Here is a 25,787-nt window from a genome sequence, read left to right as displayed (position 1 = left end):
CGCTTCCATCGACGTTGGCGCAGCCCTTAGCTCGTTGCCCTTCCGCCGGAGGAGGAGTCGTGGCCGACACCATCGCCGAAACTGTCGACCTGCTGTACACGATCAACCAGGAGCACCTCACCCCCGACCAGCAGATCGCCCTGGGCTCGGCGCTCGCCGCGCTGGCCCAGGCCGAACGACTGGACCAGATAAGTGAGCGGCTGCGCAGCATCCACCAGGTGCTCAACACCTTGGTGATGCGGGTACCGGTGGACGGCGGACGCTGACCCGCTGACCCGGGCGGCGCGGTGCCGGTCGTCCGGGCGGGAGCAGGCACCAGCGGGTTGCCGGATTGTGCAACACTCCGGCGCACCCTTCCAAGGAGATATTCATGCAGCCAGACGTTCTGCAGGGCCAGCAGCAGTTCCACATCCGCCAGCGCATCCGGCTGATGGTCAACCAGTACGAGGTGCACGCCGTCGGGCCCGACGGTGGTGAGGCCGGGCTGCTCGCGTTCGCGCAGCAGAAGCGGCTCGCCTTCAAGGAGCAGGTGACCATCTACACCGACGACACCAAGCAGCAGCCGCTGCTCGGTTTCAAGGCCCGGCAACGGCTCGACCTCGCCGCCACGTACGACGTGACCGACGCGGCCGGCAACCCGATCGGCCTGTTCCGTAAGGACTTCGGCCAGTCCCTGCTCCGCTCGACCTGGCACGTCGAGCAGCCCGGCCTGCCGGCGGTCGTCGGCCAGGAACGCAGCATGCCGGTGGCGATCCTGCGGCGCTTCGTCGACTCGCTCTCCTGGCTGCCGTACCACTTCGACTTCGCCGCCAACGGTCAGCCGGTCTTCTCGGTGATCAAGAAGTGGGGCCTGCGCGACCGGTACGTCGTCGAGATCCCCAACCCGCAGATCGACCGGCGGCTGGTCATCGCCATGTCGATCGCCCTGGACGCGCTCCAGGGCCGGTGACCCGCCGGAGGTGCCGACCGCCGAAGGTCGGCACCTCCCTCCACCGCCCCGGCCGGGCTGGACCGTCCACGACAGCACGCTCACCACTCCCGTCACGCGCGTACCGGGCCGGCGCGGGCGGTGGCGGTGACGGTCCGGGTGAGGCCGGGCAGGGCGGTCACGGTGACCGCCGCCGTCACCTGCACGTCGAGGCCGTCGACCCGGCAACCGGTAAGCCGCCCGCCGTTGGCCTCGGCGAGGGTCGCGGCGGATCGGCAGGCCGCCTCGTCGCCCTGGGCCACCGCACCGGCGCCGGCGAGCGCCGCGAAGTCCGCCGCGACGCCGGCCCGCTGTCGGGCCACCCCGGCAGCGGCGACCGCCGCGGCGAAGGTCGCGAACGTGAGCAGCACCAATCCCGCGGCGAACACACAGACGGTGGCCCCACCCCGGTCCTCGGGCGCATTTTTCACCGGGACGGCTCCGGTAGGCCCGGTTCCACGGCGGCGACGACGGTGGCGGAGACGTTGAGCCGGGGCAACCGAGCACCGAGGGCCCGGACCGGAGCCCGCACCGTCGCGGTGACCCGGCCGGCATCGACGCCGACGGTGACCTGGGCACCGACCGGCGCGACACCGACGGCCGCCGCCTCGCCGTCGTCGCCCCGGGAGGCGGCCAGGGCCGCCTCCCGGGCCGCGTTCAGACAACTGGCCTTCGTGCTCACCGAGTCGACGGCGGTCAACCCGGTGAGCAGGAGCAGCAGGAGCGCCGGTAGGCCGGCCGCCAACTCGGCGGTGAACGAGCCCCGGTCGTCACCGGCCCACCGGCGCCGGGTCACTGCAGGGCCCGGTCGACGACCCCGGCCAGCGCCGCCTGCACGCTGTCGGAGGTCAGCACCTTGAGCAGCAGGCCGGCGAAGGCCACGGCGGCCAGGGTGCCCACCGCGTATTCGGCGGTGTTCATCCCGGCGTCGCCGCGCAGGCGGCTGCGTAGCCGGGTTCGTAACCGGGTGAGGAGTGTGCGCATGTCGTTCCCTTCTCGAAGGAGTTGTCAGAGCACGTCGCCGAGGACGGCGACGATCACCGGCACCAGGCCGGCGAGAATGAAGGCCGGCAGGAAGCAGAGCCCCAGCGGCAGCACGATGAGCACGCCGGCCCGACGGGCCGAGGCCTCCACGGCCACCGATCGGTCGGCCCGCAGGTCGTCGGCGAGCCGGGTCAACGCACCGGTCAGCGCCGCGCCGCTGGCCGACGACCGGATGGCGGCGGCCACCAGCCGGTCCGCCCCGGACACCGGGGTCAGGTACGCCCACGCCTCGCCGGGCTCACCACCGAGCAGCAGCGTCCGGCCGACCTGACCGAGTCGCGCACCCAGTGGACCGTCGAGCGTCTCGGCCACGGCCAGCACCGAACGGTCCACCGGGGCACCCGCCCGCAGGGCCGCCGCCAACAGGTCGGCGGCCAGCGGCAGGTCGGTGGCCTCCCGCAGCCTGCGCCGACGTTCCGCCGGGGGCTCGATCCGTCGGAGCAGCCGGTCGGCGAGCACCGCCGTGGGCAGCGCGCCGATCGCCCCGGCCCAGCCGCCGACCACGACCGCCACGGCCAGCCCGCCAAACGCCGCCGCCCAGCGGATCCGGTCCGGCCGCCAGCCCGGCCGGGGACGGACACCGGCCTGCGGCCCGGCGGAGTCGACCGGCCCGGTGCGTCGCGGCCTCGACGTCCCGGCCGGGGCGGCCGGCAGCCGGCGCAGGCGACGCAGCGGACGGCGGGTGGCAAGGGCGACCAGCGCGGCCACCGCCACGGTGCCCAGACCGGCGAGTAGCAGGGATGCCTGGGACATCAGCCGACTCCTCCCGGCCCGCTGGTGAGCTTGTCGGCCCAGGCCAGCCCGACGGCCTGCAGGGCGACGGCGGCGAGGGTGCAGGCGGCCCCGATGGGGGTGTGCAGCAGGATGCCGATCGGGTCGACGCCGATGCCGTAGCCGAGTCCGATCCCGCCGAGCGGCAGCGCGGCGAGCAACCAGGCGGTCGCCCTGGCGCCGGCGGCCTGCGCTGCCGCCGCGGCCAGCCCCCGGTCACCGGCGCGGTGGTCCGCCTCGATCCGCTCCAGCAGCTCGGCCAGGGGTGCACCGGTACGTTCGGCCAGGCGTACGGCGGCCACGGTCAGCTGCTCGATCCGATCCGGCACGTCGCCCCGGTCCGGCACGTCGCCCCGGTCCGGCACGTCGCCCCGCTCCGGCACGTCGATCCGGTCCGGCCTGTCGATCCGGTCCGGCCTGTCGATCCGATCCGGCCTGTCGATCCGGGCGGCGGTCGGGCCCGATCCGGTCAGCCGCATCGTCGTCGGTGCCGGTAGCCCGGCCCGCAGGTCGGCGGCGAGGGCGCAGAGCTGGTCGAGGCGCCGCCGCCGGGCGCGCTGCGCCCGCCGGGTGCTCTGCCGTCGTATCAGCGCACCGCTGCCCAGCAGGGCGTACCCGGCGCAGGCCACCGCCGCCACCGGACCGGCCGACACACCACCGGCCACGGCTGCGGCGAGGCCGCTCAGGAACAGGGCCCGCCGGGGCACGTCGGCGATCCGGCCCGGTAGCCGCGCGATCCGCACCCGCCAGCCGGCGTGGGCCGCGTCCGGTGGGTCGTCGTGCGGGTCGGGGAGAGCATCGGGGTGCTCGTCGAGCGCCGGGTGCGCCAGCGTCGCTACCGTCGGCGGTCGGAGGGACTCCCGGCGGCCGGGCGGCCGGGACGGCAGCGGCCGGACCTGGCGGTGATACCCACCGATCTCGGGCCGCCCCGCCCCGGCACCCGGCGGCACCGACCCGGTGCCGGACCGGCCGGGACGGGGTGCGTCGTGCTCCGGCGTACGGCTCAGCTCGGTGACCCAGGTGACCAGCGGATCCGGTCGGGACGACACGACGCGACGGGCCTGCCGTCGGGCCATCGCCCCGAGCAGCCCGGCGACCACCAGGACCGCCACGACCAGCGACCAGACCAGGGCGGTCACCTCCGCTCCCCGGTCGAGGCCAGCACCGCCGGTGGCGGCACCTCGCGGGTGTGCAGCAACGCGGCCAGGGCACCGGCGGCCGGGCCGGGCCCCTGCCCCCGGGTCCAGGCGGGAACCACGCCGACCAGGCGTTCCGGCCCTTCGGGCAGTAGCAGGCAGATGGACTCCAGCAGCCGGCCCCGGGCACCCCGGCGGACCTGGAGGATCACCTGGAGGGCGGCGGTCACCTGGGCGTGCAGGGCCGCCCGGGGCAGCCCACCGAGCAGCCCGAGCGCCTCCAACCGGGCCGGCACGTCGACCGGGGCGTTGGCGTGCAGGGTGCCCGCGCCACCGTCGTGGCCGGTGTTCAGGGCGGCCAGCAGGTCGACGATCTCCGCGCCCCGACACTCCCCCACCACCAGCCGGTCGGGACGCATCCGCAGCGCCTGCCGGACCAGGTCGCTCAGCCCGACCGCGCCGGAGCCCTCCACGTTGGAGGTGCGCGCCTGTAGGCCGACCACGTGCGGGTGCACCGGGTACAGCTCGGCCGCGTCCTCCACCAGCACGATCCGCTCGGTCGGCGGCACCAGGCCGAGCAGCGTGTTGAGCAGCGTGGTCTTGCCCGAGCCCGTACCACCGGTGACCAGGTACGCCAGCCGACCCGCCACGACGGCGGCGAGCACCGGGGCCACCGCCGCCGGCACGGTCCCCTGGCGGACCAGCTCGTCGAGGGTGAACGGCCGCTGCCGGAAGGTCCGCAGCGACAGGTACGGGCCGGTGGTCGCCACCGGCGGCAGGACCGCGTGCAGCCGGGTCCCGTCGGGCAGCCGGGCGTCGGCGTACGGCACACCGTCGTCGAGGCGTCGCCCGGCACCGGCCGCCAGCCGCACCGCCAACCGCCGGACGTCCTCGACGGTGCCCATCGGGACCGCCACCTGGTGCAGGCCCCGGCCCCGGTCGACCCAGACCCGGGTGCCGTTGACCAGGATGTCGGTCACCTGCTCGTCGGCGAGCAGCGGAGCGAGCGGTCCCGCGCCCACCAGGTCGTCGTGCACCCGGTCGGCCATCCGCAGCAGCGCCGTGTCGCCGAGCACCGCGGCGGCCGGCTCGGCGCGTACGGCGGAGACGATGGCGGCGGCGGTGACCGGGGTGGCCGCGGTGGCGAAGCGCTGCCGGACCCGGGCGGAGAGCGCCTCGGTGTCCGCGCGGGCGGTCACGCCGCACCCGCCGTCGACCGGCCGGTCACCTCGGCGACGAGCCGCTGGCAGAGCACCGCGAGCGGCCCCCGCCCGGCGGCGGCCGGTGCCTCGCCCCGTTCCAGGCCCCGGCAGAGACCCGGCTCCGGGCGCAGCGTGCCGACCAGCGGCAACCCGAGGGAGCGGGCGATCTCGGCCGCCTTCAACCGGCCCGGCGCCGGGCCGCGGACGATCACCGACAGCTGCGCGCAGTGCGCGGCGGCGGTGGCGACCACCCGGGCCGCCGCCGCGGTGGCGCGCAGCTCGGCGGGCACCACCAGGTAGGCCTGGTCGGTGCTCTGCAACGCGATCACGGCCGCGTCGTCGAGCTGTCGGGGCAGGTCGACGACCACGAAGTCCCGGCCGCGCCGCGCCGCGTCCATCGTGGCGGCCATCGCCGGAGCCGGCAGGTTGAGCAGCTCACCCCGGTCCCAGGAGAGCACCACCAGGTCGCCCCGGCTGGGCAGGGCGCGCACCAGGGCCGGCGGGTCCACCCGGCCGTCGGTGTCGCTGAGCGCCGGCCAGCGCAACCCTTCCAGTTGCTCCCACCCGAGCACCAGGTCGAGGCCACCGCCGAGCGGATCGGCGTCGACGAGCAGGGTACGCAGCCGGGACCGGGCGGCGGTGACCGCGAGCCCACCGGCGAGCACGCTGGCCCCGGCACCACCCCGCCCGCCGAGCACCGCGACCATCCGGGCGGTCGAGGTCGGCTGGTCCGGGGCACACTCCACGAACCGGTCGACCAACCACGGCTCGGCGGCCGGCAGCGTGGCGACGTGCTCGGCCCCGACCAGCTCGGCGATCTCCCAGCCGGGGTCGAGCTGACCGGAGCGGCCCACGATGACCAGCCGTGGCCGGCGCGGCAACCGGGCCCGCAGACAGGCCTGAGCCTGGTCGCTGCCGACCAGTACCAGGGGTGCGGGCAGCCAGCGGGCCCGCGCGGCGGCCGGATCGGCCGCCACGTCGACCTCGACGCCCCCGGCCGCGGCGAGCCGGAGCAGGTCGTCGAGCAGTTCACCGTCGGCGGTGACGATCAGCGGCCGTCGTCGGCCGGTCGGAACGGAGGTACGGGGCGGCATCGCGGCCTCCAGGGGTACGGGATGACTGAGGCCCCACCCTGCCGTCACCGGGACACACCCGACCGCTCACCGACCGTCGCCTGTGGATAACCCTGTGGACTGTGGATAACGCCCGCGAACGCGGTGGATCTGCTATGTCCGAAGCACCCCGGATGAAGATCAATCGAGCGCACCATTGACGAATCCACCGGTCCTGGCCGCATAATCGTGGCCGTGCCACTGGCGACAACGCCGGTGGCACCCGCGTACTCGGGATCAGGGGTTCATGGCGGACGCACCGGACCACACTCGCGGCGAGCCGCGCATCACACTCAGCACCTACCCGACCGGGACGGATACTCCCGGCGTACCCCTCGTGGGTCTGTCGGAGCACGACGGGCCGCGACGGCGGACGACCGGCCGGGGCGGGGCGGCGGTCGTGCCGGGTCTGGTCGCCGTCGGGCTGCTCGCGGCCCTGGCGATCGGGTTGCTGCCCTACCTCACCGGGCCGCAGCGGTCGGAATACCAGCCGATGGACGAGACGCCGATCGCGATCGTCGGGGCGGACAGCCTCCAGCCGGCCCCGCCGCCGACCGGCACCGGCGCGACCTCGTCGGGCTCGCTGTCGGCCCGTGCGACCGCGACGAGCCCGCCCCCGCCCACCTCCACGGCCACCCCCACTGCGACGCCCAGCACCTCCCGGCCCTCGACCCGACCGCCGGCCCCGAAGCCCGCCAACACCCCGTCGGTACGCCCCAGCACGGCACCGCCTTCGCCCCGTCCGTCGACCGCACCACCGAAACCGTCCAGCTCACCACGGCCGGCGGAACTCACGCCGCTGCCCGCCTCGGCCGAGCGGCGGCTCCGCTCGGTCGGCGGCGGTGCGCAGACGTACGTGGAGTTCCGGAACACCCGCGCGCACCCGGTGGTGATCCACTGGATCGGCTACGACGGCCGCCGACGCCAGTACGCGGTGCTGGACCCGGGCCAGACCCGCCGCCAGCACACCTACGTGGGGCACCCGTGGGTGGTCACCACGGTCCGGGGGTACGCGCTGGCCTGCTTCCAGCCGGAGGCCCGCACCGCCACCGCCGTCATCGGCTGACCCTCACCGGTCCTGCCCGGTGACCCGCCAGAGGCGGACCTGGCTGACCGTCCGGATGATGTCGCGGGCGGCGTCGGCGACCGGACAGCCTGCCGTGCGGCACACCGGGCAGCGGCCGTCGGTGCCGGGTCGGTGCTGACGGAGGACCTGGCGGGCGGTGAGGACCAGCCGGTTGTGGATCTGGGCCAGGCTCAGGAACGGGCCGGTCATCAGCCGACGCCAAGGCAGGTCGCGAGGTGGGTGATGGTGGCCGGCGCGTCAGGGTCGTGGGCGATCCGGGCCAGCAGGTCACGGCCGGCAGGTCGGCGGCGTACCTCGGCGGGCGCGATCCGGTCCGCCTCGGTGAGGATGCGCCCGGCGGTACGCGGGTCGGTGGCGTGCAGGTGGGCGCGGGCGGTGTCGACCAGGTGCGCGGCGCGGTGTTCGGCAGGCAGCCAGCGCCAGCCGTCGCGGCGGACGCCGCTCTGATGCCAGGCGATGGCCTGGCCGACATCACCGAGGTCGACCGCCGCCGCCGCACGGGCCAGGGTGACGGCGGTCGGCCCGAACCCGGTGTACTGGTGGTCCAGGCCGTCGCCGACCTGGGCGGCCATGGCCCCGGCCTCGTCGAGGAGGTCGGCCACCGCGCTGTCGTCACCGTCCCGCGCGGCGGCCAGGGCCGCCTGGACCAGCAGGGTGCCACAGAGCGAGAGTTGCGGCCCGTCGCCGTGCTCGGCCGGGGCGATGCGGTACGCGGCGGCGAGCATCGCCGACTTCGCCACCCGGGCCCGCCCGGCGGCACGTAACACCTGCCCGAGCTGCACCGCAGCCGCCGCGACGAGGTACCGGTCACCGCTGGCGACGTTCATCGCCCGGTCCACGGCCAACCAACCCAGGTCTGGATCACCAAGCTTGACCAGTACGGCCGCGGTGACCCGGTACGCCTGCACCAACGGCACCCGCCCACCGACCGGATCGGCGGCGTGGCAGTGGTGCGCGTCGGTCAACAGGCCGGGCAACAGGCCGACCAGGTGGGGATAGCGGGCGTACTGGAAGGTGGTCCACGCGTGCGCGACCTGCCGGGCCATCCGGTCGGCCGGCAACACCGGCCGGGCACCCGGCGGCCGACCGAACGGGATCTCGTAGCGGGACAGGGCCGCCCGGACGCGTTCCAGCTCGTCGGCCCGGGTGGTCACCTCGACGGGTCGGGCGTCGCGGCCGAACAGGATGGCGGCGTCGATCCGCAGGACGGTGGCGATGTCCTGGAGGGTGGAGAGCTTGTCCAGGGCACGGACGCCACGCTCCACCTTGTCGACCCAGCTCTTGGACTTACCGAGCCGATCGGCGAAGACCTGCTGCGACAGGCGGCGGCGAGCCCGCCAGTACGCCACCCGCCGGCCCACCGGCAGCTCACCCACGACCACGCCGCCTATGGCGGTCCGGGACGACGCGGGTGGTCTCCTCGACCGGAATCCGCTCCGCCTCCGCCAGATCCAGAATCCGCTGGCGGGCCGCCTCGTGCTCGGCGGACTGGAGCTGCTCGCCCAGGCTCTGCTGCGGTTTGTCGTCACCCATCGCCACTCCCGCTCGAAGGGGGCGCGGCGGCGTGCTCGTGGGAGGACCGCCACCGCCGCGCCCGGCTGTGCGCGGGTCGCGTCCGGTCGCGGTGACCGTGACACACCCGCCCTGGTCACAGCATTGAGCGAGCACACGGCTACCCAAAGAAGTTGGGTGTCCGCTGGTCGTGTCGGTTGTCCGCTGTCAGTCGACCGGCCGGTAGACCTGGTAGGCCGCACGCAGCACCGACGCCTCCGCCGCGTCGATCTGCTCGACCCGTTCCAGCACCTCGCGGGCCCGCCACCAGTTCGACGAGACCACCCGTCCGGACCGGATCGCCTCAGCGGCGACCGCGCTGGCTTCGTCGGGTTGGCCGGCGGCCACCAACGCCAAGGCCAGGTCCAGGCGGGCAGAGGCGGACCGTCGGGGCCGCTCACCCCCGTCACCGCGCGGATCCAGCTCCGCCAGCGCGACCCGGGCCACCTGCACCGCAGCCGGATCGCCCGCCCAGGACAGCGTCGTGGCCGTGTACGCCAGGGCCTTCGTCGGGTCGTACCGGTAATGGTGCTCAGCCCGCTCCGGCACCGGCAGGTTAGAGGTCGACTGTTCCAGGCGGTCCAGCACGGCACGAGTCCGCCGCACGTCACCCACCCGCGCCCACCCCCGCGCCTCCTGAGCAGTCGCCTGGAGGTGCGCCGAGCTTCCCCGAGGTGCCACCCGCTGCGCCTGCTGGGACAGGTCGATCGCCTGCCGGTACCCGCCCTGGGTCAGCCGGTCCCAGGCCTGAGTCTCCAGACACCACGCCTGGATCTCCCGGTGTTCGGCATGCTCGGCAAGCCTGGCAGCGGCGACCAGATGAGCGCTGCCCGCCGAACGCTGCAACAGATCGATGTGTACCGTCACCCGCAGCACGGTCAACCAGCCACCGGCGACGATCAACCGCCGCCGCTGCGCCAGCGTCCCCCGCCCGTCGAGCAGTCGACCCACGTACGCCAACCGCCTACGCACCAGCGGCAGCAGATCCACCGGCCGGCTGGTCGCGTACGCGCTGGCCAGATCGTCGACGCTCGCCTCGATGCGGGTGAGCGTCTCGGCGCTCACATCGCTGGCGCGTACCCGCGCAAGCAACTCGTCGGCTTCGGCGTCGTGATCGACCGGCTGCCCCACGAGCCGCACCAGCGCACCACCGGCTTCGAGCACCTCGTCGAGGTGCCGCGCCGTTTCCAGCGCGGGAGCCTTGACCCCCGTCTCCAGGTCGTGCAGGTGGCTCTTCCCCCGGTGGGCGAGCTGCCCGAGCGCGCGCAACGACAAACCCCGAGCGGTACGCAGAGCCCGCAACTGAGCCCCGAAACGCGAATCGACGTACGACACAACGACACTCCCTTCCGCAGGAAGGAGCAGCCAGCCCCGGTGCCCGTCCACAGCCACCGTTACCGACGGTACAACGAGGACTGATCGGCGGTAACCGCCATCACTGCCCGGGCTGGCCGGAATTCGATGGTCGCTGCGACAACCCGGCAACGAGATGAAGCACCGCCCCCAAAGTGCCGACCCCGCCAGATCGAGCGGTCACCGAAGATCAATCGGGAGCTCAGCCGTTCCGCACGATGTCACCCTACTGACGGGGTGGTGGTCTCCTGTCACCGTTGCGCTGTACCTGGTAGCTCGCGAATCTGATGCTCACCTGGCCGCCGAGTTCGCGGAAGCCGAGTCGGCGGGCGACCCTTCGGGAGGGCTCGTTCCGGGCGCGCCACTGCGGCAGCAGATTGTTTCCCAGTGCCTCCGCCACCGCAGCGGAAGCCACCGCACGGGCCAGTCCACGACCCCGAAAGCGGGCACTGGTCAGCACGCTGATGTGCGCGACCGCGCCTGGCCACTCGCGGTAGCCTGCCGCAGCTACCACCCGTGCGCGATCCCGGACGACGAACGCCGGTGACGAGATCTCGCCGATTCCACTTTCCGCCATGTCCTCCCCGGACACCTCTGCTACCAGCCGGGCAAGGTCCAGGTGCCCCGGCGGCAGATGGACCACGCCGCGGGCCTCCGCCGCTGGCCGGAACTCCTGCTCGTCGAGGTACGCCAACGAGGCGGGGCCGAGCACGTCCACCACGCCCGGCTTCCCGCTCCACCGCCCAGCCCCGACAGCCGACCGGAGCGGTCTACCGGCCAGCGACTCACGCAGGAACCGGGCGGTGACCGCGTCCGGCGCGGTGGCGAGGCCCGAGTTTCCCAACACCACGATGCCGACCCACGCCGGTGGGCACAGCCGCGACCCGGCCGCGACAACCACCTGTACGCCGTCGGCCGGGAAGCTGGTCGTGACACCGGCGAGGCTGACCCAGAGTTCCTCGACGCGTTGTGACACAGCCGATCGAGCCATTGACGCATCCTCCCCGCCGTCGGCCCCGACCACCACCGAATTGGCGGCCGGCCGAAAACGCGCAGTGGGTTATGGGGCCACGAGCACAGGGCCCCGACAAAGTCCGCCCCGATGCCCGGTTGCCTACGGGGCACGCCACCACATCCCGCCCCGAGCAACCGACCGGCAGGCGACAACTTCCTTGTTGTGGTGCTCCCGGGGTGGGGTCTTGGAGACAAGATCCTGGAAGTTGCGAGCATCTATGACGGCAGCTCACCGTGGCGGCACATATGCGTCACAACCGGCTGAGACGCACCTCAAGCCCTACGCCGAGGCGGCCCGCACGTGGCTGCATGCCGAGGCCGAGGTCATCGACACCACGCACCTGACTCCTGCCCAAGCCGCCGCGCAGATCGTCCTCCGGGCTACCGGGGAAGCTCAGGGGCCCGGCCCGGAACGCCCCGATGGCGTGGACGAGGCCCTGCGACCCGTACGGTCGCGCTCCCAGGGGTAAGAGACGACCCCCGTCGGGGGGAGACGGGGGTCGTCGATGGTCCGGCTCCGGGGGGATTGAGCCGAACCCACCCGGCGGTCACGGGGGGTGCGACCGCCAGGGGCCTGTGTGCGGCACAAGGTGCGGATACTTGCCGTGAGGACAAGCATGCCTGAGGGACCGTGTGCACGTCGAGTGGCGTTACCTCCACTCACTGCAAAATCCCGCTCGCGGAGTGTGACCACGATCACTGGTAGGAGTGATATCGTGACGCGGTACGCAGGTGGGGAGGTACTGCCGCCCCCGGGCACCCGCCGACGATAGACGATCGGGCTAGACTTTCGCGCCGTGGGCCGAAGTGCCGCTTTTTTCGATCTGGACAAGACCGTCATCGCCAAGTCGAGCGCCCTGGCGTTCGGACGGCCGTTCTACCGGGACGGTCTGATCACCCGGCGGGACGTGGTCAAGTCGGCGTACGCGCAGCTGATGTTCCGGCTGGGCGGCACCGACGAGCAGACCATGGCCCGGACCCGGGACTACCTCGCCGCGCTCTGCAAGGGGTGGCCGGTGGAGCAGGTCCGCCAGATCGTGGCGGAGACCCTGCACGAGCTGATCAACCCCTACGTGTACGCCGAGGCCGCCGCGCTTATCGAGCAGCACCGCGCCGACGGCCGGGACGTGGTGCTGGTCTCCGCCTCCGGTGACGAGATGGTCCGGCCGATCGGCGAGCTACTCGGGATCACCGACGTGATCGCCACCCGGATGGCGGTGGTGGACGGCCGGTACAGCGGTGAGGTCGAGTTCTACGCGGCCGGGCCGAGCAAGGTCGACGGGGTCCGTGAGCTGGCCGCCGAACGCGGGTACGACCTGGCCGAGTCGTACGCGTACTCCGACTCGTACAGTGATCGGCCGTTGTTGGAGTGTGTCGGTCACCCCTCGGTGGTCAACCCGGACCGGGCGCTGCGCAAGCTGGCCACCGAGAACGCCTGGCCGGTGTTGGAGTTCCGGCACCCGGTGCCGCTGGGCCGGCGGCTGCGCGAGCGCCCCGCGGTGCCGGTGGCCGCCGCCGCGCTCGGCGTCGGGGTGGGCGTGGCGATCGGCATCGCCTGGTACGGCCGGCACCGGCGGACCCGGGTCGCGGCGACCTGAGCGACCGATGTCGGGCGAACAACTCGACGATCGGTTTACCGAATACGACACCGGGAACATCAGGTACAAGTCTTCACGACGCGGCAGATTCCAGGGCGCGGGAGGGAGAACCGATGGCGACTCGGGAGAATCAGAGCCAGGGGCACTATCCGCCGCCGGTCATGTGGATGCTGGCCGGGGTGACCGCGATGTTCAGCATGGTGATGGTGCTCTTCGCGATGGTGTCCAAAACCGATCAGGGGCTGCTGCTCACCGTCGGCCTCGTCGGCCTGGCCGTCGTACTGGTCGGGGTGCCCTACGGCCGCCGCCGCGGCCGAATGTAGCTCGGGCACCAGCGGTCAGGTGTCAGCTCGGGCATCGACGGTCAGGCAGCAGCGGTCAGGCGGCGGCGAGGATCTCGTCGCCGATCGCGGTGAGCTGGTCGGCCCCCACCTCGACGGCCGTCAGGTAGTGCCGCAGCCAGGACCGCAGCCCGTCCGGGGTACCGGTGGCGAAGGCGCCGGCCGCGCCGACGTACTCGGGTTCCCGGTCGTGATGGCCGACATCCACCGCGAGCAGGCCGCGCGGGTCGAAACCGCTGGCCAGCAGGACCAGCCGGGCCGCGCCCCGGGCCACCACCGACGACGGCCCGGCGAACGGCCGCAGCGCCAGCAGCTCCCCGTGCACCACCGCGGCCAGGACCAACGGCGACACCCTCGTACCGCCGGCGACCAGGCCGGCCAACGCGTCCAGTCGCGCCCCGAGCGCCGCATCCGCCACCGGCCGCCCCAGCTCCTGCTCGGGTACGACGTCCCGGGCGGCAAGCACGTGCAGCCTGGCCAGCACCTGTCGGGGCGCCGTCGACCAGCGCTCGCTCAGCGTAGGCAGCGCCCCGGCCACCCGGAGCGCGCCCTGCAGCACCGGGTCGGTGACCGTACCGGCGCGGACCGCCTCGCGCTCGTGGGCGTACCCCTGCAGGGCGGCGCTGGCCACCGCGGACCGGAGGCTGACCTCGGCCGCGACCTGGCCGCCGTGCCGGCGTAGCGCGCGGTGGCCCAACGCCTGGTCGAACCGCTCGCGGGCCCGGTCGACGGCGGGTGCGATGTCGGCGAGCCCGAGCAGCGGGGCGAGCGGATCGTCGGTCACCCCGCCACGCTAGCGAACCCGCCGACCGCCCCCGCCGCCCGTGGCGGTGCCCGCACCACCCCCGCCGCCCGTGGCGGTGCCCGCACCACCCCCGCCGCCCACGGCGCCGCCCGGACCGCCCCCGCCCGTGGCGCCGCCCCGCGGACCGCCCCCGCCGCCCGGGGCGGTGAGAGGGGTGCCCTTCTCTACCGAAAGCGTTAACAGGGGGCCCTTCCTTACAGCTGGGCGCGTGGTGGGGGCCGTTGGGCGCGATCCGGGCGACTGCGGTCGCCGCGGGCGGGGTACCCGACTAGCCTCGGCTCATCGAGATGCAGGTCACGTGAGTGGAGAAGGAGTCCGGCATGAGTGGTGAGGCACTGGCCAACCTGCTGAACGAGACGAGGCAGTTCCCGCCCCCGGCCGAACTCGCCGCGAACGCGAACGTGACCGCCGAGGCGTACGCGCAGGCCGGCGCCGACCGGCTGGACTTCTGGGCCCGCCAGGCCGGGCGGTTGGCCTGGGCGAAGCCGTGGGACAAGGTGCTGGACTGGTCGAACCCGCCGTTCGCGAAGTGGTTCGTCGGCGGGCAGCTGAACGTGGCGTACAACTGTCTGGACCGGCACGTCGAGGCCGGCCACGGCGAGAAGGTGGCCATCCACTGGGAGGGTGAGCCGGGTGACACCCGGACCATCACCTACGCCGAGCTGCACCGGCTGACCTGCCAGGCGGCGAACGCGCTCACCGACCTGGGGGTGGTCGCCGGCGACCGGGTGGCGATCTACCTGCCGATGGTGCCGGAGGCGGCGGTGGCGATGCTGGCCTGCGCCCGGATCGGGGCCACCCACAGCGTGGTCTTCGGCGGGTTCTCCGCCGACTCGCTGAGCAACCGGATCCAGGACGCCACCGCCAAGGTGGTGATCACCGCCGACGGTGGTTACCGGCGGGGCAAGCCGTCGGCGTTGAAGCCGACCGTGGACGAGGCGGTGACGGCCTGCCCGTCGGTGGAGCACGTGCTGGTGGTCCGGCGCACCGGCGAGGAGGTCGCCTGGACCGGTAAGGACCACTGGTGGCACGAGACGGTCGAGACCGCCCCGGCCGAGCACGTCGCGCAGCCGTTCGACGCCGAGCACCCGCTGTTCATCCTCTACACCAGCGGTACGACCGCCCGGCCGAAGGGCATCCTGCACACCACCGGGGGTTACCTGACCCAGGCGGCGTACACCACGCACGCGGTCTTCGACCTGAAGCCTGCGACCGACGTCTACTGGTGCACCGCCGACATCGGCTGGGTCACCGGGCACTCCTACATCGTGTACGGCCCGCTGGCCAACGGCGCCACCCAGGTGATGTACGAGGGCACCCCGGACACCCCGCACAAGGGCCGGTTCTGGGAGATCGTCGACCGGTACCGGGTGAGCATCCTGTACACCGCGCCGACGCTGATCCGGACCATGATGAAGTGGGGCGAGGAGATCCCCGCCGGGTACGACCTCTCCTCGCTGCGCCTGCTCGGCAGCGTCGGCGAGCCGATCAACCCCGAGGCCTGGATGTGGTACCGGCAGCACGTCGGCCACGGTGAGCTGCCGATCGTCGACACCTGGTGGCAGACCGAGACCGGAGCGATGATGATCTCCCCGCTGCCGGGGGTGACCGAGGCGAAGCCGGGCAGCGCGATGACCCCGCTGCCGGGGGTGGTCGCCGACGTGGTGGACGACCAGGGCCAGTCGGTGCCCGACGGCGGCGGCGGTTACCTGGTGCTGCGCGAGCCGTGGCCGTCGATGCTGCGCACCATCTGGGGCGACGACAACCGGTTCCTGGAGACGTACTGGTCCCGGTTCGGCGCGGGGGCCGGCAGCGGCGACGAGTGGGTCTACTTCGCCGGCGACGGTGCCAAGAAGGACGCCGACGGGCACATCTGGCTGCTCGGCCGGGTGGACGACGTGATGCTGGTCTCCGGGCACAACATCTCCACCACGGAGGTGGAGTCCGCGCTGGTCAGCCACCCGTCGGTGGCCGAGGCGGCGGTGGTCGGCGCGACCGACCCGACCACCGGGCAGGCGATCGTCGCGTTCGCCATCCCCCGGGGCAGCACCGACGTCGCCGGGGAGGCCGGCGAGCGGCTCATCGCCGAGCTGCGCAACCACGTGGCGAAGTCGCTCGGCCCGATCGCCAAGCCCCGGCAGATCATGCTGGTACCGGAGCTGCCGAAGACCCGGTCCGGCAAGATCATGCGGCGGTTGCTGCGGGACGTGGCGGAGAACCGGTCCCTCGGTGACGTCACCACGCTGCAGGACTCCTCGGTGATGGAGCTGATCTCCTCCGGAATGCAGGGTGGGAAGTCGGACGAGGACTGACGCGACGACGTACCCCAGATCGAAGGGTGGCGGTCCGGACGGACCGCCACCCTTTCTGTTGCCCGGATGTGACACGGGCGTGTGACGGCGACGGACAGCCGACACAAATTCTTGCCACGAATCGGCGCACGCATCTTCCCACCCGTCCCACCAGTGTCTATGTTCACCAGTGGTCCCACGCGTGGGATCACTACTACCGGCCCTTGTCCCCGTGGGCCGGTTCCCCAACACCGGAGGTACCACGTGCGCAAAGTCGCAGTGGGTCTGCTCGGGCTCTCCCTGACGGCGACGGGATTCGTGGCGGCGTCGTCCGCCAGCGCCGCGCCGCAGGCGGACCCGCCGGCAGCCGCCCCGTCGGTCGCCGAACCCGCTCATGCCGAGCACGACCTGCCCAACCCGCTGGAGGACAAGCGGCGCGCGATGCGTCAGGAGGGGCTCACCGACGTCCTCTCCGGCCGGACCAAGCCTCAGCGGATCAACGGCAGCACGGTAGTCAAGGTCGGCGAGACCGCCGGCGGCCCGGCCGGGGCCAACGCCCGTTCCGCCCGGGTCGGCGGCGCCACCAAAACGGACCAGTACGTCGAGTTGTCCCGGGAGAAGACCGACCAGATCTTCGTGATCCTGGCCGAGTTCGGCAACGAGCGACACCCGGACTACCCGGACAAGGACCTCAACCCGGACTGGCCCGGCCCGACCAGGTTCGACGGTCCGCAGCACAACGAGATCCCGGAGCCGAACCGCTCGGTGGACAACTCCACCGTCTGGCAGGCCGACTACAGCCCGGAGTACTTCCGCCAGCTGTACTTCGGCACCGGCCGGGGCGACGAGTCGCTCAAGCAGTACTACGAGGCCCAGTCCTCGGGTCGTTACAGCGTGGACGGACAGGTCACCAACTGGGTGAAGGTCCCGTTCAACGAGGCCCGCTACGGCCGCTCGCTCGACGAGGCCGACACCGACCCGAACGTCTGCGCCTCGAACGTCTGCAACAACGTCTGGGCGCTGGTGCGCGACGCCGCCAACCAGTGGGTCGCCGACCAGAAGGCCCAGGGCCGCAGCGACGCCGAGATCGCCGCCGACGTCAAGGCGATGGACAAGTGGGACCGGTACGACCACGACGGCGACGGCAACTTCAACGAGCCGGACGGCTACATCGACCACTTCCAGATCGTGCACGCAGGCGGCGACATGGCCGACGGCGACCCGATCCAGGGTGAGGACGCCATCTGGAGCCACCGCTGGTACGCCTACGCCACCCAGCAGGGGTTGACCGGCCCGCCGAACTTCCCGGCCGGCGGCACCCAGATCGGCAACACCGGGGTCTGGATCGGTGACTACACCATCCAGCCGGAGAACGGTGGCCGCAGCGTCTTCTACCACGAGTACGGCCACGACCTGGGCCTGCCGGACGACTACAACGTCATCAGCGGCGGGGACAACAACAACGAGCACTGGACGCTGATGGCCCAGAGCCGCCTCGGCGGCAAGAACGACGGCGGCATCGGTGAGCGCGGTGGCGACCTGGGCGCGTGGAACAAGCTCCAGCTCGGCTGGCTCGACTACGAGGTGGTCGTCGCGGGGCAGAAGAAGACGCTGAACCTCGGCCCACAGGAGTACAACTCCGACAAGCCACAGGCCGCCGTGGTGGTACTCCCCCAACGGGAGTACGAATTCGACAACGGCAAGCCGTTCGAGGGCGACAAGCAGTTCTTCTCCGGCAACGCCGACGACCTGAACAACACGATGACCCGGACGATCGACCTGACCGGGAAGTCGACGGCGGCGGTGTCGCTCAAGGGCCGCTACAGCATCGAGGAAGACTACGACTACCTCTTCTTCGAGGGCTCGGTCGACGGCGGTGCGACCTGGACGATGCTGCCGGGCACCGTCGACGGTGAGCCGATCCCGCCGATCTCGCCCGACGACCCGCGTCCGGCGCTGGACGGCAGCAGCGGCGGCGAGTGGGTCGACATCAACATCCCGCTGGACTTCGCCGCCGGCAAGGTCGCCCAGTTCCGGCTCCGGTACCAGACCGACGGTGGGGTCTCCGAGGGCGGCTTCTACGGTGACGCCGTCACGGTGACCGCCGACGGGGCGGTGCTGGCCACCGACGGTGCCGAGGACGGCCCCGGCGAGTGGACGCTCGACGGCTGGACCATCGCCGAGGAGACGTACACCCGGCTCTTCGACAACTACTACATCGCGGGTCACCGGTCGTACGTCTCGTACGACAAGTACCTGCAAACCGGCCCGTACTTCTTCGGCTACGCCAACACGAAGCCGGACTGGGTGGACCACTACGCGTACCAGGAGGGTCTGCTCATCTCCTACTGGAACACCAGGTGGGCCGACAACGACACCTTCGCCCACCCGGGCGAGGGCCGGAACATGATCATCGACTCCCGGCCGGAGCCGATCTACAACCTGACCGGCCAGCCGTGGCGGGCCCGGATCCAGGTGTACGACGCACCGTTCAGCCTGCGCAAGGCCGACTCGTTCACGCTGCACGTGAACAGCCAGCCGCAGTACATCCGGGGCAAGGCGGCGAAGCCGCTCTTCGACGACACCAAGAAGTACTGGTTCGCCGAGCTGCCGAACCACGGCGTCAAGCTCCCCGCGACCGGTACGAAGATCCGGGTCGTCGAGGAGAACGGCACCTCGCTGAAGGTCCGCTTCTCCTGACCGACCGCTGATCCCGCACCACCCGCCGCCCGGGCAGTCCACCTGCCCGGGCGGCCCCCTTTCCCCCTGAGGTGTAAGGAAGGGCCCCCTATACAACAGAAAGCGATAACAGGGGGCCCTTCCTTTCGCCGGGAGGGGGAGGGCGGACGGCGGGGCCTAGGCTGTCAACCATGACCGAGCAGCGTGGCGGCCCCTTCGACGAGTCCTGCGTGCTTACCGAAGGGCCGTGGACCCACCGCTTCGTCGGTGCCAACGGCAGCCGGTTCCACGTCGTCGAGGCCGGCACCGGGCCGATGGTGCTCTTCCTGCACGGCTTCCCCGAGTACTGGTGGGCGTGGCACGACATCCTGCCGGCCGTCGCCGACGCCGGCTTCCGCGCGGTCGCCGTCGATCTGCGCGGCTATGGCGCCAGCGACAAACCACCCCGGGGGTACGACGGTTACACGCTCGCCGCCGACATCGCCGGCCTGATCCGGGGCATGGGTGAACGCTCGGCGACGGTGGTCGGCACCGGGGCCGGTGGCATGATCGGCTGGACGGTGGCGTCGTTCCACCCGTCGCTGGTCCGGCGGCTGGTGGTGCTCGGCGCACCGCATCCGCTGCGGCTACGCGCGGCGATCTTCGCCGACCCGCGGGGGCAGTTCGCCGCCTCCACGCCCGCGTTGCGCTTCCAGATCCCACGGTACGAGCACGTGCTGACCCGCGACGACGCCGCCGCCGTCGGGGAGGTGCTGCACCGGTGGAGCGGCCCACGCTGGGCCGACGGCCCGGACTTCCCGGCGTACGCCCGACACTGCCGAGACGCCATGCAGATCCCCCAGGCCGCGTTCTGTGCGCTGGAGGGCTACCGGTGGGCGTTCCGCTCGGTGCTGCGTCTGCACGGGTACCGGTTCGTCCGGCTGATGCAGAAGCCCCTGGTCACCCCGACCCTGCAACTGCACGGCGCGCTGGACGCCGCCTCCCTGCCCCGGACCGCCCAGGGTTCCGGCCGGTACGTGACCGCACCGTACGAGTGGCGGCTGCTCGACGAGGTCGGCCACTTCCCCCACCTGGAGGCAGCCGACCTGGTACTCGGCGAGATCCTGCGCTGGGCGAAGTCCTGACCGGCTGCCCGGCCCCGGATGCGCTGCCCCACTGCCCGCGCGTCGGCTCAGAGCCGCTGCTCGCGCAGGTCGGCGACTTCGTTGGTGGGTGCCCAGCCCTGGTAGACGCCGAAGTCGAACACCTCCAGGCCGAGCGCCCGGGCGACCGGCCACCGCCCGCCGGTGTACTCGACCCGCAGCCAGCCGTCGTGCTCGGCCAGCACGATGAACGGCTGTCCCTGCCAGGTGCAGGTGGTCCGCACGTACGCCAGGTCGTCCACCTCGTGGGCCGGCAGCACCCGGACGTACCGCCCCGGCCGGACCTCGGTGAACCCGTCGCCGGGCTCGGGCTGGTACAGCCGGATGTCGTTACCGTCCGGGCTGGCCTGGTACTCCCGTCCACGCCACCGGGCGACGTAGCCGTCCCGCATCAGGACCCACCGACCTGACGCCAGACCAGGGCGTCGGTGTCCAGCGTGGCGATCACCCGTTCGGTGCCGTCGGCGCTGATCCGCAGGAGCTGCGAGCCGTGCGGCAGCCGGGCACTGTCCACCTTGAACTCGGCGATCACGTCGCTGCTCTCCCCGGGGGCGAAGCCGTTGCCCCGGAACGGGAAACGTTCGATGACCCAGCCCTCCATCGCCCGCATGGCGTCCTCGTTCTGCCCGCCGTACGGGATGCGGTAGAGGCTCGGCCGGTGCGCCGGCCAGCGCAGTACGTAGATCTCGTCGGCGTCCCGGGCGAAGGGCGAGTCGGGGTAGCCCAGCCCGAGGCCACCGTGGAGTTGGGCGGGGGTGGTCAGGTGGGCCAGCTCGGGGGCCCGGTGCACGAAGCCGGACACCCGGTCGTAGCCGCGCTCCAGGTAGTAGGCGAGCTGGCTCGGGGCGACCGCCTTCTGCATGACGACCGGCGCGTTGGGGTCGACCGGCGGTGCCGCGTTGCGTGGCCGGCTGGCCGGCTCCTCGACGGCGACGGGCTCCTCGGCCCCGGCGTCGTCACCGAGACCCACCTCGGCGGCCCAGTTGGCCAGCCCGACGATCTGCTCACCGGGCAGTTTCGCCCCGATCGGGGTACCGGGGTTGACCGCGAACGACCAGTCCTCTTCGGGCCAGCACCGGATCAGCTGCACGAACTTGACCAGCACCGTCTCCACGGTCACCGTGTGGTGATCGGTCAACCGCTCCGGCGAGGTGTGCACCACCACGTACCGCTCACCGTCGAGGCGCTCGGTCCGCCAGACGAATCCGGGCTCGCCGGGACGGCTGCCGGGGGCCGAGTCCACCGCGACCGGGAGCAGCACCCGGGCCAGGAGCAGGGTGGACAGGAAGGTGTCGGTGCTGCCGGTGCTGGTGGCGGCGAGTAGGTCCTGCTCGACCTCGTTGGCGGGCTGAAACTCGACCGCGACCGGTACGTCACCGGCGTCGACCCGGTCGGCTCCGCCCTCCCGCTCGGCCGGCTCGGTGCCGTTCTGCCCGGTGTCGTCGTGTCCCGCGTGGTCGTGGTGGACCACCGGCTCGGTGCCGCCCGGGCCGACGGGGCCCACAGCGGCATCCGAACCCACGGTGCCGTCCGAGCCCACAGCGGCGTCCGAGCCCACGGTGCCGTCCGAGTTCACAGCGGCGTCCGGGCCGACGGCGGCGTCCGCAGCGGGCGCGAAGGGCGGTGCGGGCGCGAAGGGCGGTGCGGGCGCGAAGGGCGGTGCGGGCGCGAAGGGCGGTGCGGGCGCGAAGGGCGGTGCGGGCGCGAAGGGCGGTGCGGGCGCGAAGGGCGGTGCGGGCGCGAAGGGCGGTGCGGGCGCGAAGTCCGCCGCGGACAACTTCAGCTCGGGATCGGCGAAGTCTGCCGGGGACAACGTCAGGTCGGGGTCGGCCAGGGCCGACGCGGGCGACGGTGGATCGGCAGCCGGTGCCCGCTCGTCGACCGGGAACTCCCGGGCCGCGATGATCGTGCCCTCGATCACGATCGGGGTGAAACCCTGGCGGGACGCGGGCGGCCCGGACACCGGCTCCGCGATCGACGTACCCGGGTCCACGGCTGTTTCCCGGGGGCCGGGTTGCCGCATGCCCACCGGTGGAAGCGCCGCGCCGGTCGAAAGATCCGGTTGTGCACCTACCTGTGAGATCGGCATCACGCCGACCGGCTCGGTCGGGTCCGCCTCGACCGGTCGGGCCGGCTCCGGGTCCGCCGTCGGAGTCGGCACCGAATGTGCCGTGGCCTGCCCTCCCGCCCAGCGCGTACGTCCTGCGGCCTGATCGGTCGAGGTCACCGGCGGCTGCCAACCGGCCGGGCCGGGCCGCAGCCCCGCCTCGGCCGGCGTTTCCGGCCCGGCCGACACCGCCGGCCGCAGGGCCCCTTCCGGACGCAGCGCCCCTTCCGGACGCCGCGCAGCCTCGGGGCGCAACAATCCTTCCGGACGCAGCGCAGCCTCGGGATGCAGCACTCCTTCCGGGCGGGCCGCAGCCCCGGGGCGCAGCGCTCCTTCCGGACCCGGCGCAGCCTCGGGGCGCAGCGCTCCCTCCGGGCGGGGCGCAGCCTCGGGGTGGTGCAGCGCTGAGAACGGTCGGGTGGCCTCCTCGGCAAGGCTGCCCGTCGGGATGGCCTGGGTGACCTCCTCCGTCGGACGCCGCGACGGCAGTGGCAGCGCCCGCGTCGCCTCCTCGCCCGTGTCACCGGCCCGGACGGCATCGGGCGAGCGCGGGAAGGTTGCCGGACCAGCCCGGAAGGGCTCCGGCGGGCCCGCCTGGAAGGCCCGGGTGGCCTCCTGCGACGAGTCGGTGGGGAGCGCCCGGGTGGCCTCCTCGTCCGCCGGACCGAACTGGAAAGCCCGGCTGGCATCACCGGCGGCGGTCGGGCCGGCCGGCCGGCGACGCGGGAACGGTTGACTACCGAGGCCGGTACGGGCCGGCGGGATCGGCCGCTTACCCGGGCGGGGCGGATCAGCCGCCGGTGTCCGGCGCAGGGCGTCGGCCATCGTCGACCGCTGCGGCGGGTCAGCGGCCGGCACCCGCCGGTTGGTCGGCTCGAAGAGCGACGGCTCGGCGCCGGAGCGCTGCCCCTCGGGCCTCGGGACCTCGGATCCCGAGCCACCCGCGCCCGGCCTGCCTGACCCCGGCCCACCGGTGCCCAACCCACCGGCACCCAGCCCACCGGCACCCAGCCTGCCTGACCCCGGCCCACCGGTGCCCAGCCCGTCGGCCCCCGGCCCACCGGAACCCGCATCCGCCGGCGCAGCCGCAACACGGTCGGCCGCTGGCGCGGAGGGTCTGGTCAACCAACCGTTCGCGGGTGGGGGTGTCGCTGCGGGGCGGTGCGCGTCGGCAGCGGGAGTGAAGAGCGATGGTGCACCGACAGTCCCGGCCGGCTCGCCAGCCTCCGTGCCCGGCCGGTGCGGACGCCCACCAAGCTGATCACGCCCGCCGAACTGGTCACGACCGCCGAACTGGTCACGACCGCCAAGCTGGTCACGACCGCCAAGCTGGTCACGGCCGCCGAACTGAGCTTGACCGCCGGACGGGCCGGCTCCGCCCGACTGGCCGGTGGGCGAGTAACGCGGTGGTGGGGACGGCTGATCGGGGCGCGGTGGCGGGGTCCGGGTCGGCAGCGGCCCGTGCCCGTTCTCCGCCGGGCTTCGACTGTCCTCCGGGTACGGCTCGAAGCCGGCTGCCGGCCGGTGCGTCGCCCCGTCGTCGAACGGGGCACCCGGCGGAGAGAACCGCGTCGTGGGCTCGGCCGCCGACGGCACCGGAGGAACCGGCTCGGTGCCCGGCGAGGCTCCGGAGAACGGGGTGCCGCCGCCGGACGGTCCACCACCCGCCGAGGCCGTGCCCGCCCAGGCCGCGCCGGCTCGGGCCCGGGACAGGGACTCCACCCGTTCCAGCCGGGCCCGCGCACCCATCGTGCGGCCGGGCAGCCGGACGTCTCCCCGGGAGAGTTGGGCGACGAACCAGGCCGGCAGGTAGCCCTCGATGGGCAGACCGGGGTTGACCGCCAGCCACCACTCGTGGTTGGGCCAACCGTTGGCCAGGTCGGCATAGGGCGTACGCCGCCCGGAGCCGGCGTCGTCGGAGAGGCAGGCGCGCATCGCGGCGGCGGAGGTGAACGCCAGCACGTGGGTACGCCCACCGGTGGTCCAGGTGCCCCAGCCTACCGGTGCCTGACCGGCGGGCGACTGGGTCGAGACCGGCAACAGCAGCTCGGTGCGGGCCAGGACCCGGAAGTACAACTCCTGGTCGTTGGCGCGCAACGCGTCCCGCATCGCCACCTCGGCCTCAGTGGCCGGTTCCCATCCGGTCACGGCCACCTCTCCTCCCGCGTACAGGCCATAGGCATCGCCTACAACCTACAAGGTAGTAACAAGATCACAATGGCAAGGCCGGCAGCGGTCGGTACGGCGAACGGCCAGCCGCTAACATCCTGTTCCGGAGCCGACACGATGCGGAGGCGATCGATGTCCCGGTCCGTTGCCCGGGTGGGGGTGGTGGCTCTGGCGGTGACCCTCGCAGCACCTCCGACGCCCGTCGCCGCCGGGCCGGCGACGGGTCGGGCGGCGCCGGCCTGTGCCTCGCCGTTGGCACCGGCCCGGCCGGTCGCCGAGGCACCCTGGCCGCAGCAGCGGTACGCCCACGACCGGCTGTCGGCGCTGGCCACCGGAGTCGGGGTCACCGTGGCGGTGGTCGACTCCGGGGTGGACCGGCGACACCCGCAGTTGGCCGGTCAGGTGCTCGACGGCAGCGACTTCCTCGATCCCGGCGGCGACGGTACGCACGACTGCGCCGGTCACGGCACGGCGGTGGCGAGCATCATCGCCGCCGCCCCGCACCCCGACGTCGCCTTCCGTGGCCTGGCACCGGACGCCCGGATCCTGCCGGTACGCGTCAGCGAGCAGCAGGTGATCGATGGACGGGAGACGGGGCGTACGGTCAGCGCGACCGATTTCGCCCAGGCGATCCGGTGGGCGGTGGACCGGGGAGCCGAGGTGCTCAACCTCTCCGTGGTGCTGTACGCCGACGAGCCGGCGGTCCGGTCGGCGGTCGCGCACGCCGTGGACCGGGACGTGGTCGTGGTGGCCGCCGCCGGGAACCTGCACGACAGTGGCGACCCGCTGCCCTATCCGGCGGCCTACGACGGCGTGCTCGGGGTCGGGGCCATCGGGGCGACCGGAAGGCGTGCCGACTTCTCCCAGACCGGCCCGTACGTCGACCTGGTCGCGCCGGGCGGCGACGTGCTGCTGGCGGCCCCCGTCCGGGGCCATCATCGGGCCGAGGGGACCAGCTACGCCACGCCCTTCGTCGCCGCCACGGCGGCCCTGGTGCGGCAGTACCGTCCCCGGTTGACCGCCGCCGAGGTACGCCAGCGGATCGTCGCCACCGCTGATCCGGCGCCGGGCGGCGACCCGGACGGCGGTTACGGCGCGGGGGTACTGAACCCCTACCGGGCCGTCGCCGACACCGGCGGCGTACCGGTGGGGCAGCCCGCACCGGTGCCGGCCCTGGCCGACGCCCGACCCGAGCCGGCGCAGCTGGCGCAGCGGGCCCGCCGGGCGCAGGCGCGGGAACGGGCCGTGCTGGTCGCCGCGGCCACCACGGGTGTCGTACTCGTGGTGGTTCTGGTGGTGCTGGTCCTGCCGCGGGGCCGGCGGCGGCGCTGGCGACCGGCGGACCCGACCTGACCCCCGCCGGCAGTGGCCACCGCACCCTCGTCGGCAGCGGCCACCGCCCTCACCGGCAACGGGAC

Annotated in this window: 24 protein-coding genes; 9 read left to right on the top strand and 15 right to left on the bottom strand. The window is 73.2% G+C overall.

The genetic code is table 11. The features are described 5' to 3' along the window. Window positions 1-59 precede the first annotated feature (59 nt). The gene (locus tag ACN28G_RS28225) at window positions 60-266 is read left to right on the top strand and encodes a hypothetical protein (RefSeq protein WP_091433555.1); all 207 of its coding nucleotides are present in this window, start codon (window positions 60-62) and stop codon (window positions 264-266) included. 104 nt (window positions 267-370) lie between these two features. Next, complete coding sequence (locus tag ACN28G_RS28220) at window positions 371-949, top strand: hypothetical protein (RefSeq protein ID WP_421480725.1); 579 nt, start codon at window positions 371-373, stop codon at window positions 947-949. Between the two features lie 92 nt (window positions 950-1,041). On the opposite strand, the gene ACN28G_RS28215 is transcribed toward ACN28G_RS28220, so the two are convergent. From ACN28G_RS28215 to ssd, 7 genes are read right to left on the bottom strand one after another with little or no spacing between them, the layout of a single operon-like run. Continuing rightward, window positions 1,042-1,398, bottom strand: a complete 357-nt coding sequence (locus tag ACN28G_RS28215; RefSeq protein WP_421480724.1) for an Rv3654c family TadE-like protein — start codon at window positions 1,396-1,398, stop codon at window positions 1,042-1,044. Further along, entirely contained in the window at window positions 1,395-1,763 is a 369-nt protein-coding gene (locus ACN28G_RS28210) for a TadE family type IV pilus minor pilin (RefSeq protein WP_091433544.1), read from the bottom strand. The genes ACN28G_RS28215 and ACN28G_RS28210 overlap by 4 nt, the downstream gene beginning before the upstream one ends. Next, window positions 1,760-1,951, bottom strand: a complete 192-nt coding sequence (locus tag ACN28G_RS28205) for a DUF4244 domain-containing protein (RefSeq protein WP_091433542.1) — start codon at window positions 1,949-1,951, stop codon at window positions 1,760-1,762. The genes ACN28G_RS28210 and ACN28G_RS28205 overlap by 4 nt, the downstream gene beginning before the upstream one ends. 24 nt (window positions 1,952-1,975) lie before the next feature. Next, the gene (locus ACN28G_RS28200) at window positions 1,976-2,764 is read right to left on the bottom strand and encodes a type II secretion system F family protein (protein ID WP_091433538.1); all 789 of its coding nucleotides are present in this window, start codon (window positions 2,762-2,764) and stop codon (window positions 1,976-1,978) included. Then, window positions 2,764-3,921 carry a hypothetical protein gene (locus ACN28G_RS28195; protein WP_421480723.1) on the bottom strand — a complete coding sequence of 386 codons (1,158 nt, stop codon included), beginning with the start codon at window positions 3,919-3,921 and terminating at the stop codon, window positions 2,764-2,766. Before ACN28G_RS28195 ends, ACN28G_RS28200 begins: the two co-directional genes overlap by 1 nt. After that, complete coding sequence (locus ACN28G_RS28190; RefSeq protein ID WP_091433534.1) at window positions 3,918-5,117, bottom strand: TadA family conjugal transfer-associated ATPase; 1,200 nt, start codon at window positions 5,115-5,117, stop codon at window positions 3,918-3,920. Before ACN28G_RS28190 ends, ACN28G_RS28195 begins: the two co-directional genes overlap by 4 nt. After that, complete coding sequence (ssd, locus tag ACN28G_RS28185) at window positions 5,114-6,214, bottom strand: septum site-determining protein Ssd (protein WP_421480722.1); 1,101 nt, start codon at window positions 6,212-6,214, stop codon at window positions 5,114-5,116. The genes ACN28G_RS28190 and ssd overlap by 4 nt, the downstream gene beginning before the upstream one ends. Window positions 6,215-6,569: 355 nt before the next feature. Here ssd and ACN28G_RS28180 point away from each other — a divergent pair, with 355 nt between their 5' ends. Next, the gene (locus tag ACN28G_RS28180; RefSeq protein ID WP_229688547.1) at window positions 6,570-7,298 is read left to right on the top strand and encodes a hypothetical protein; all 729 of its coding nucleotides are present in this window, start codon (window positions 6,570-6,572) and stop codon (window positions 7,296-7,298) included. A gap of 3 nt (window positions 7,299-7,301) precedes the next feature. Here ACN28G_RS28180 and ACN28G_RS28175 read toward each other — a convergent pair whose 3' ends face one another. The 5 genes from ACN28G_RS28175 to ACN28G_RS28155 all read right to left on the bottom strand — a co-directional run bounded on the left by ACN28G_RS28175 (window position 7,302) and on the right by ACN28G_RS28155 (window position 11,247). Continuing rightward, on the bottom strand, window positions 7,302-7,508 hold the full coding sequence (locus tag ACN28G_RS28175) for a hypothetical protein (protein ID WP_091433527.1): 207 nt from the start codon (window positions 7,506-7,508) through the stop codon (window positions 7,302-7,304). Further along, window positions 7,508-8,701: a helix-turn-helix domain-containing protein gene (locus ACN28G_RS28170; protein WP_421480721.1), complete on the bottom strand. Its 1,194-nt coding sequence runs from the start codon at window positions 8,699-8,701 to the stop codon at window positions 7,508-7,510. Before ACN28G_RS28170 ends, ACN28G_RS28175 begins: the two co-directional genes overlap by 1 nt. Further along, window positions 8,688-8,852, bottom strand: a complete 165-nt coding sequence (locus tag ACN28G_RS28165) for a hypothetical protein (RefSeq protein ID WP_421480720.1) — start codon at window positions 8,850-8,852, stop codon at window positions 8,688-8,690. The genes ACN28G_RS28170 and ACN28G_RS28165 overlap by 14 nt, the downstream gene beginning before the upstream one ends. A gap of 186 nt (window positions 8,853-9,038) precedes the next feature. After that, entirely contained in the window at window positions 9,039-10,235 is a 1,197-nt protein-coding gene (locus ACN28G_RS28160; RefSeq protein WP_421480992.1) for a helix-turn-helix domain-containing protein, read from the bottom strand. A gap of 214 nt (window positions 10,236-10,449) precedes the next feature. Beyond that, window positions 10,450-11,247, bottom strand: coding sequence for a GNAT family N-acetyltransferase (locus ACN28G_RS28155; RefSeq protein WP_421480719.1), 798 nt, complete (start codon window positions 11,245-11,247; stop codon window positions 10,450-10,452). A 787-nt stretch (window positions 11,248-12,034) separates the two neighbouring features. On the opposite strand from ACN28G_RS28155, the gene ACN28G_RS28150 reads away from it, so the two are divergent. Together ACN28G_RS28150 and ACN28G_RS28145 are read left to right on the top strand one after the other, a co-directional pair. Next, window positions 12,035-12,835: an HAD family hydrolase gene (locus ACN28G_RS28150; RefSeq protein ID WP_421480718.1), complete on the top strand. Its 801-nt coding sequence runs from the start codon at window positions 12,035-12,037 to the stop codon at window positions 12,833-12,835. Between the two features lie 113 nt (window positions 12,836-12,948). Then, a complete protein-coding gene (locus tag ACN28G_RS28145) occupies window positions 12,949-13,158 on the top strand; it encodes a hypothetical protein (protein ID WP_139135556.1) in 210 nt (69 codons plus the stop codon). Window positions 13,159-13,213: 55 nt separating this feature from the next. On the opposite strand, the gene ACN28G_RS28140 is transcribed toward ACN28G_RS28145, so the two are convergent. Next, on the bottom strand, window positions 13,214-13,960 hold the full coding sequence (locus ACN28G_RS28140) for an oxidoreductase (RefSeq protein ID WP_421480717.1): 747 nt from the start codon (window positions 13,958-13,960) through the stop codon (window positions 13,214-13,216). A 341-nt stretch (window positions 13,961-14,301) separates the two neighbouring features. On the opposite strand from ACN28G_RS28140, the gene acs reads away from it, so the two are divergent. The 3 genes from acs to ACN28G_RS28125 all read left to right on the top strand — a co-directional run bounded on the left by acs (window position 14,302) and on the right by ACN28G_RS28125 (window position 20,075). Next, window positions 14,302-16,293: an acetate--CoA ligase gene (gene acs, locus ACN28G_RS28135; RefSeq protein ID WP_421480716.1), complete on the top strand. Its 1,992-nt coding sequence runs from the start codon at window positions 14,302-14,304 to the stop codon at window positions 16,291-16,293. 420 nt (window positions 16,294-16,713) lie between these two features. Continuing rightward, entirely contained in the window at window positions 16,714-18,972 is a 2,259-nt protein-coding gene (locus ACN28G_RS28130; RefSeq protein ID WP_421480991.1) for an immune inhibitor A domain-containing protein, read from the top strand. Between the two features lie 170 nt (window positions 18,973-19,142). Continuing rightward, on the top strand, window positions 19,143-20,075 hold the full coding sequence (locus ACN28G_RS28125) for an alpha/beta fold hydrolase (RefSeq protein WP_091433503.1): 933 nt from the start codon (window positions 19,143-19,145) through the stop codon (window positions 20,073-20,075). A gap of 47 nt (window positions 20,076-20,122) precedes the next feature. Here ACN28G_RS28125 and ACN28G_RS28120 read toward each other — a convergent pair whose 3' ends face one another. Both ACN28G_RS28120 and ACN28G_RS28115 read right to left on the bottom strand, forming a co-directional pair. Further along, entirely contained in the window at window positions 20,123-20,488 is a 366-nt protein-coding gene (locus tag ACN28G_RS28120) for a hypothetical protein (protein ID WP_091433500.1), read from the bottom strand. Continuing rightward, window positions 20,485-24,348, bottom strand: coding sequence for an SseB family protein (locus tag ACN28G_RS28115; protein ID WP_421480715.1), 3,864 nt, complete (start codon window positions 24,346-24,348; stop codon window positions 20,485-20,487). The genes ACN28G_RS28120 and ACN28G_RS28115 overlap by 4 nt, the downstream gene beginning before the upstream one ends. 153 nt (window positions 24,349-24,501) lie before the next feature. Here ACN28G_RS28115 and mycP point away from each other — a divergent pair, with 153 nt between their 5' ends. Next, window positions 24,502-25,722, top strand: a complete 1,221-nt coding sequence (mycP, locus tag ACN28G_RS28110; protein WP_421480714.1) for a type VII secretion-associated serine protease mycosin — start codon at window positions 24,502-24,504, stop codon at window positions 25,720-25,722. Window positions 25,723-25,787: the final 65 nt, after the last annotated feature.

It is taken from the genome of Micromonospora sp. WMMA1923 (assembly GCF_049179195.1).
In the GTDB taxonomy this organism is placed as follows: domain Bacteria; phylum Actinomycetota; class Actinomycetes; order Mycobacteriales; family Micromonosporaceae; genus Micromonospora; species Micromonospora yangpuensis.
Note: the sequence above shows the minus strand (reverse complement) of the source record. Positions and strands in the feature narration are given on the sequence as shown.

Bases quoted from the DNA above. Each gene is read 5' to 3' on its own strand.
- ACN28G_RS28125 (WP_091433503.1), top strand. From the start codon at position 19,143: ATGACCGAGCAGCGTGGCGGCCCCTTCGACGAGTCCTGCGTGCTTACC.
- ACN28G_RS28175 (WP_091433527.1), bottom strand. From the start codon at position 7,508: ATGACCGGCCCGTTCCTGAGCCTGGCCCAGATCCACAACCGGCTGGTC.
- ACN28G_RS28130 (WP_421480991.1), top strand. From the start codon at position 16,714: ATGCGTCAGGAGGGGCTCACCGACGTCCTCTCCGGCCGGACCAAGCCT.
- ACN28G_RS28200 (WP_091433538.1), bottom strand. From the start codon at position 2,764: ATGTCCCAGGCATCCCTGCTACTCGCCGGTCTGGGCACCGTGGCGGTG.
- ACN28G_RS28145 (WP_139135556.1), top strand. From the start codon at position 12,949: ATGGCGACTCGGGAGAATCAGAGCCAGGGGCACTATCCGCCGCCGGTC.
- mycP (WP_421480714.1), top strand. From the start codon at position 24,502: ATGTCCCGGTCCGTTGCCCGGGTGGGGGTGGTGGCTCTGGCGGTGACC.
- ACN28G_RS28165 (WP_421480720.1), bottom strand. From the start codon at position 8,852: ATGGGTGACGACAAACCGCAGCAGAGCCTGGGCGAGCAGCTCCAGTCC.
- acs (WP_421480716.1), top strand. From the start codon at position 14,302: ATGAGTGGTGAGGCACTGGCCAACCTGCTGAACGAGACGAGGCAGTTC.
- ACN28G_RS28220 (WP_421480725.1), top strand. From the start codon at position 371: ATGCAGCCAGACGTTCTGCAGGGCCAGCAGCAGTTCCACATCCGCCAG.
- ssd (WP_421480722.1), bottom strand. From the start codon at position 6,214: ATGCCGCCCCGTACCTCCGTTCCGACCGGCCGACGACGGCCGCTGATC.
- ACN28G_RS28205 (WP_091433542.1), bottom strand. From the start codon at position 1,951: ATGCGCACACTCCTCACCCGGTTACGAACCCGGCTACGCAGCCGCCTG.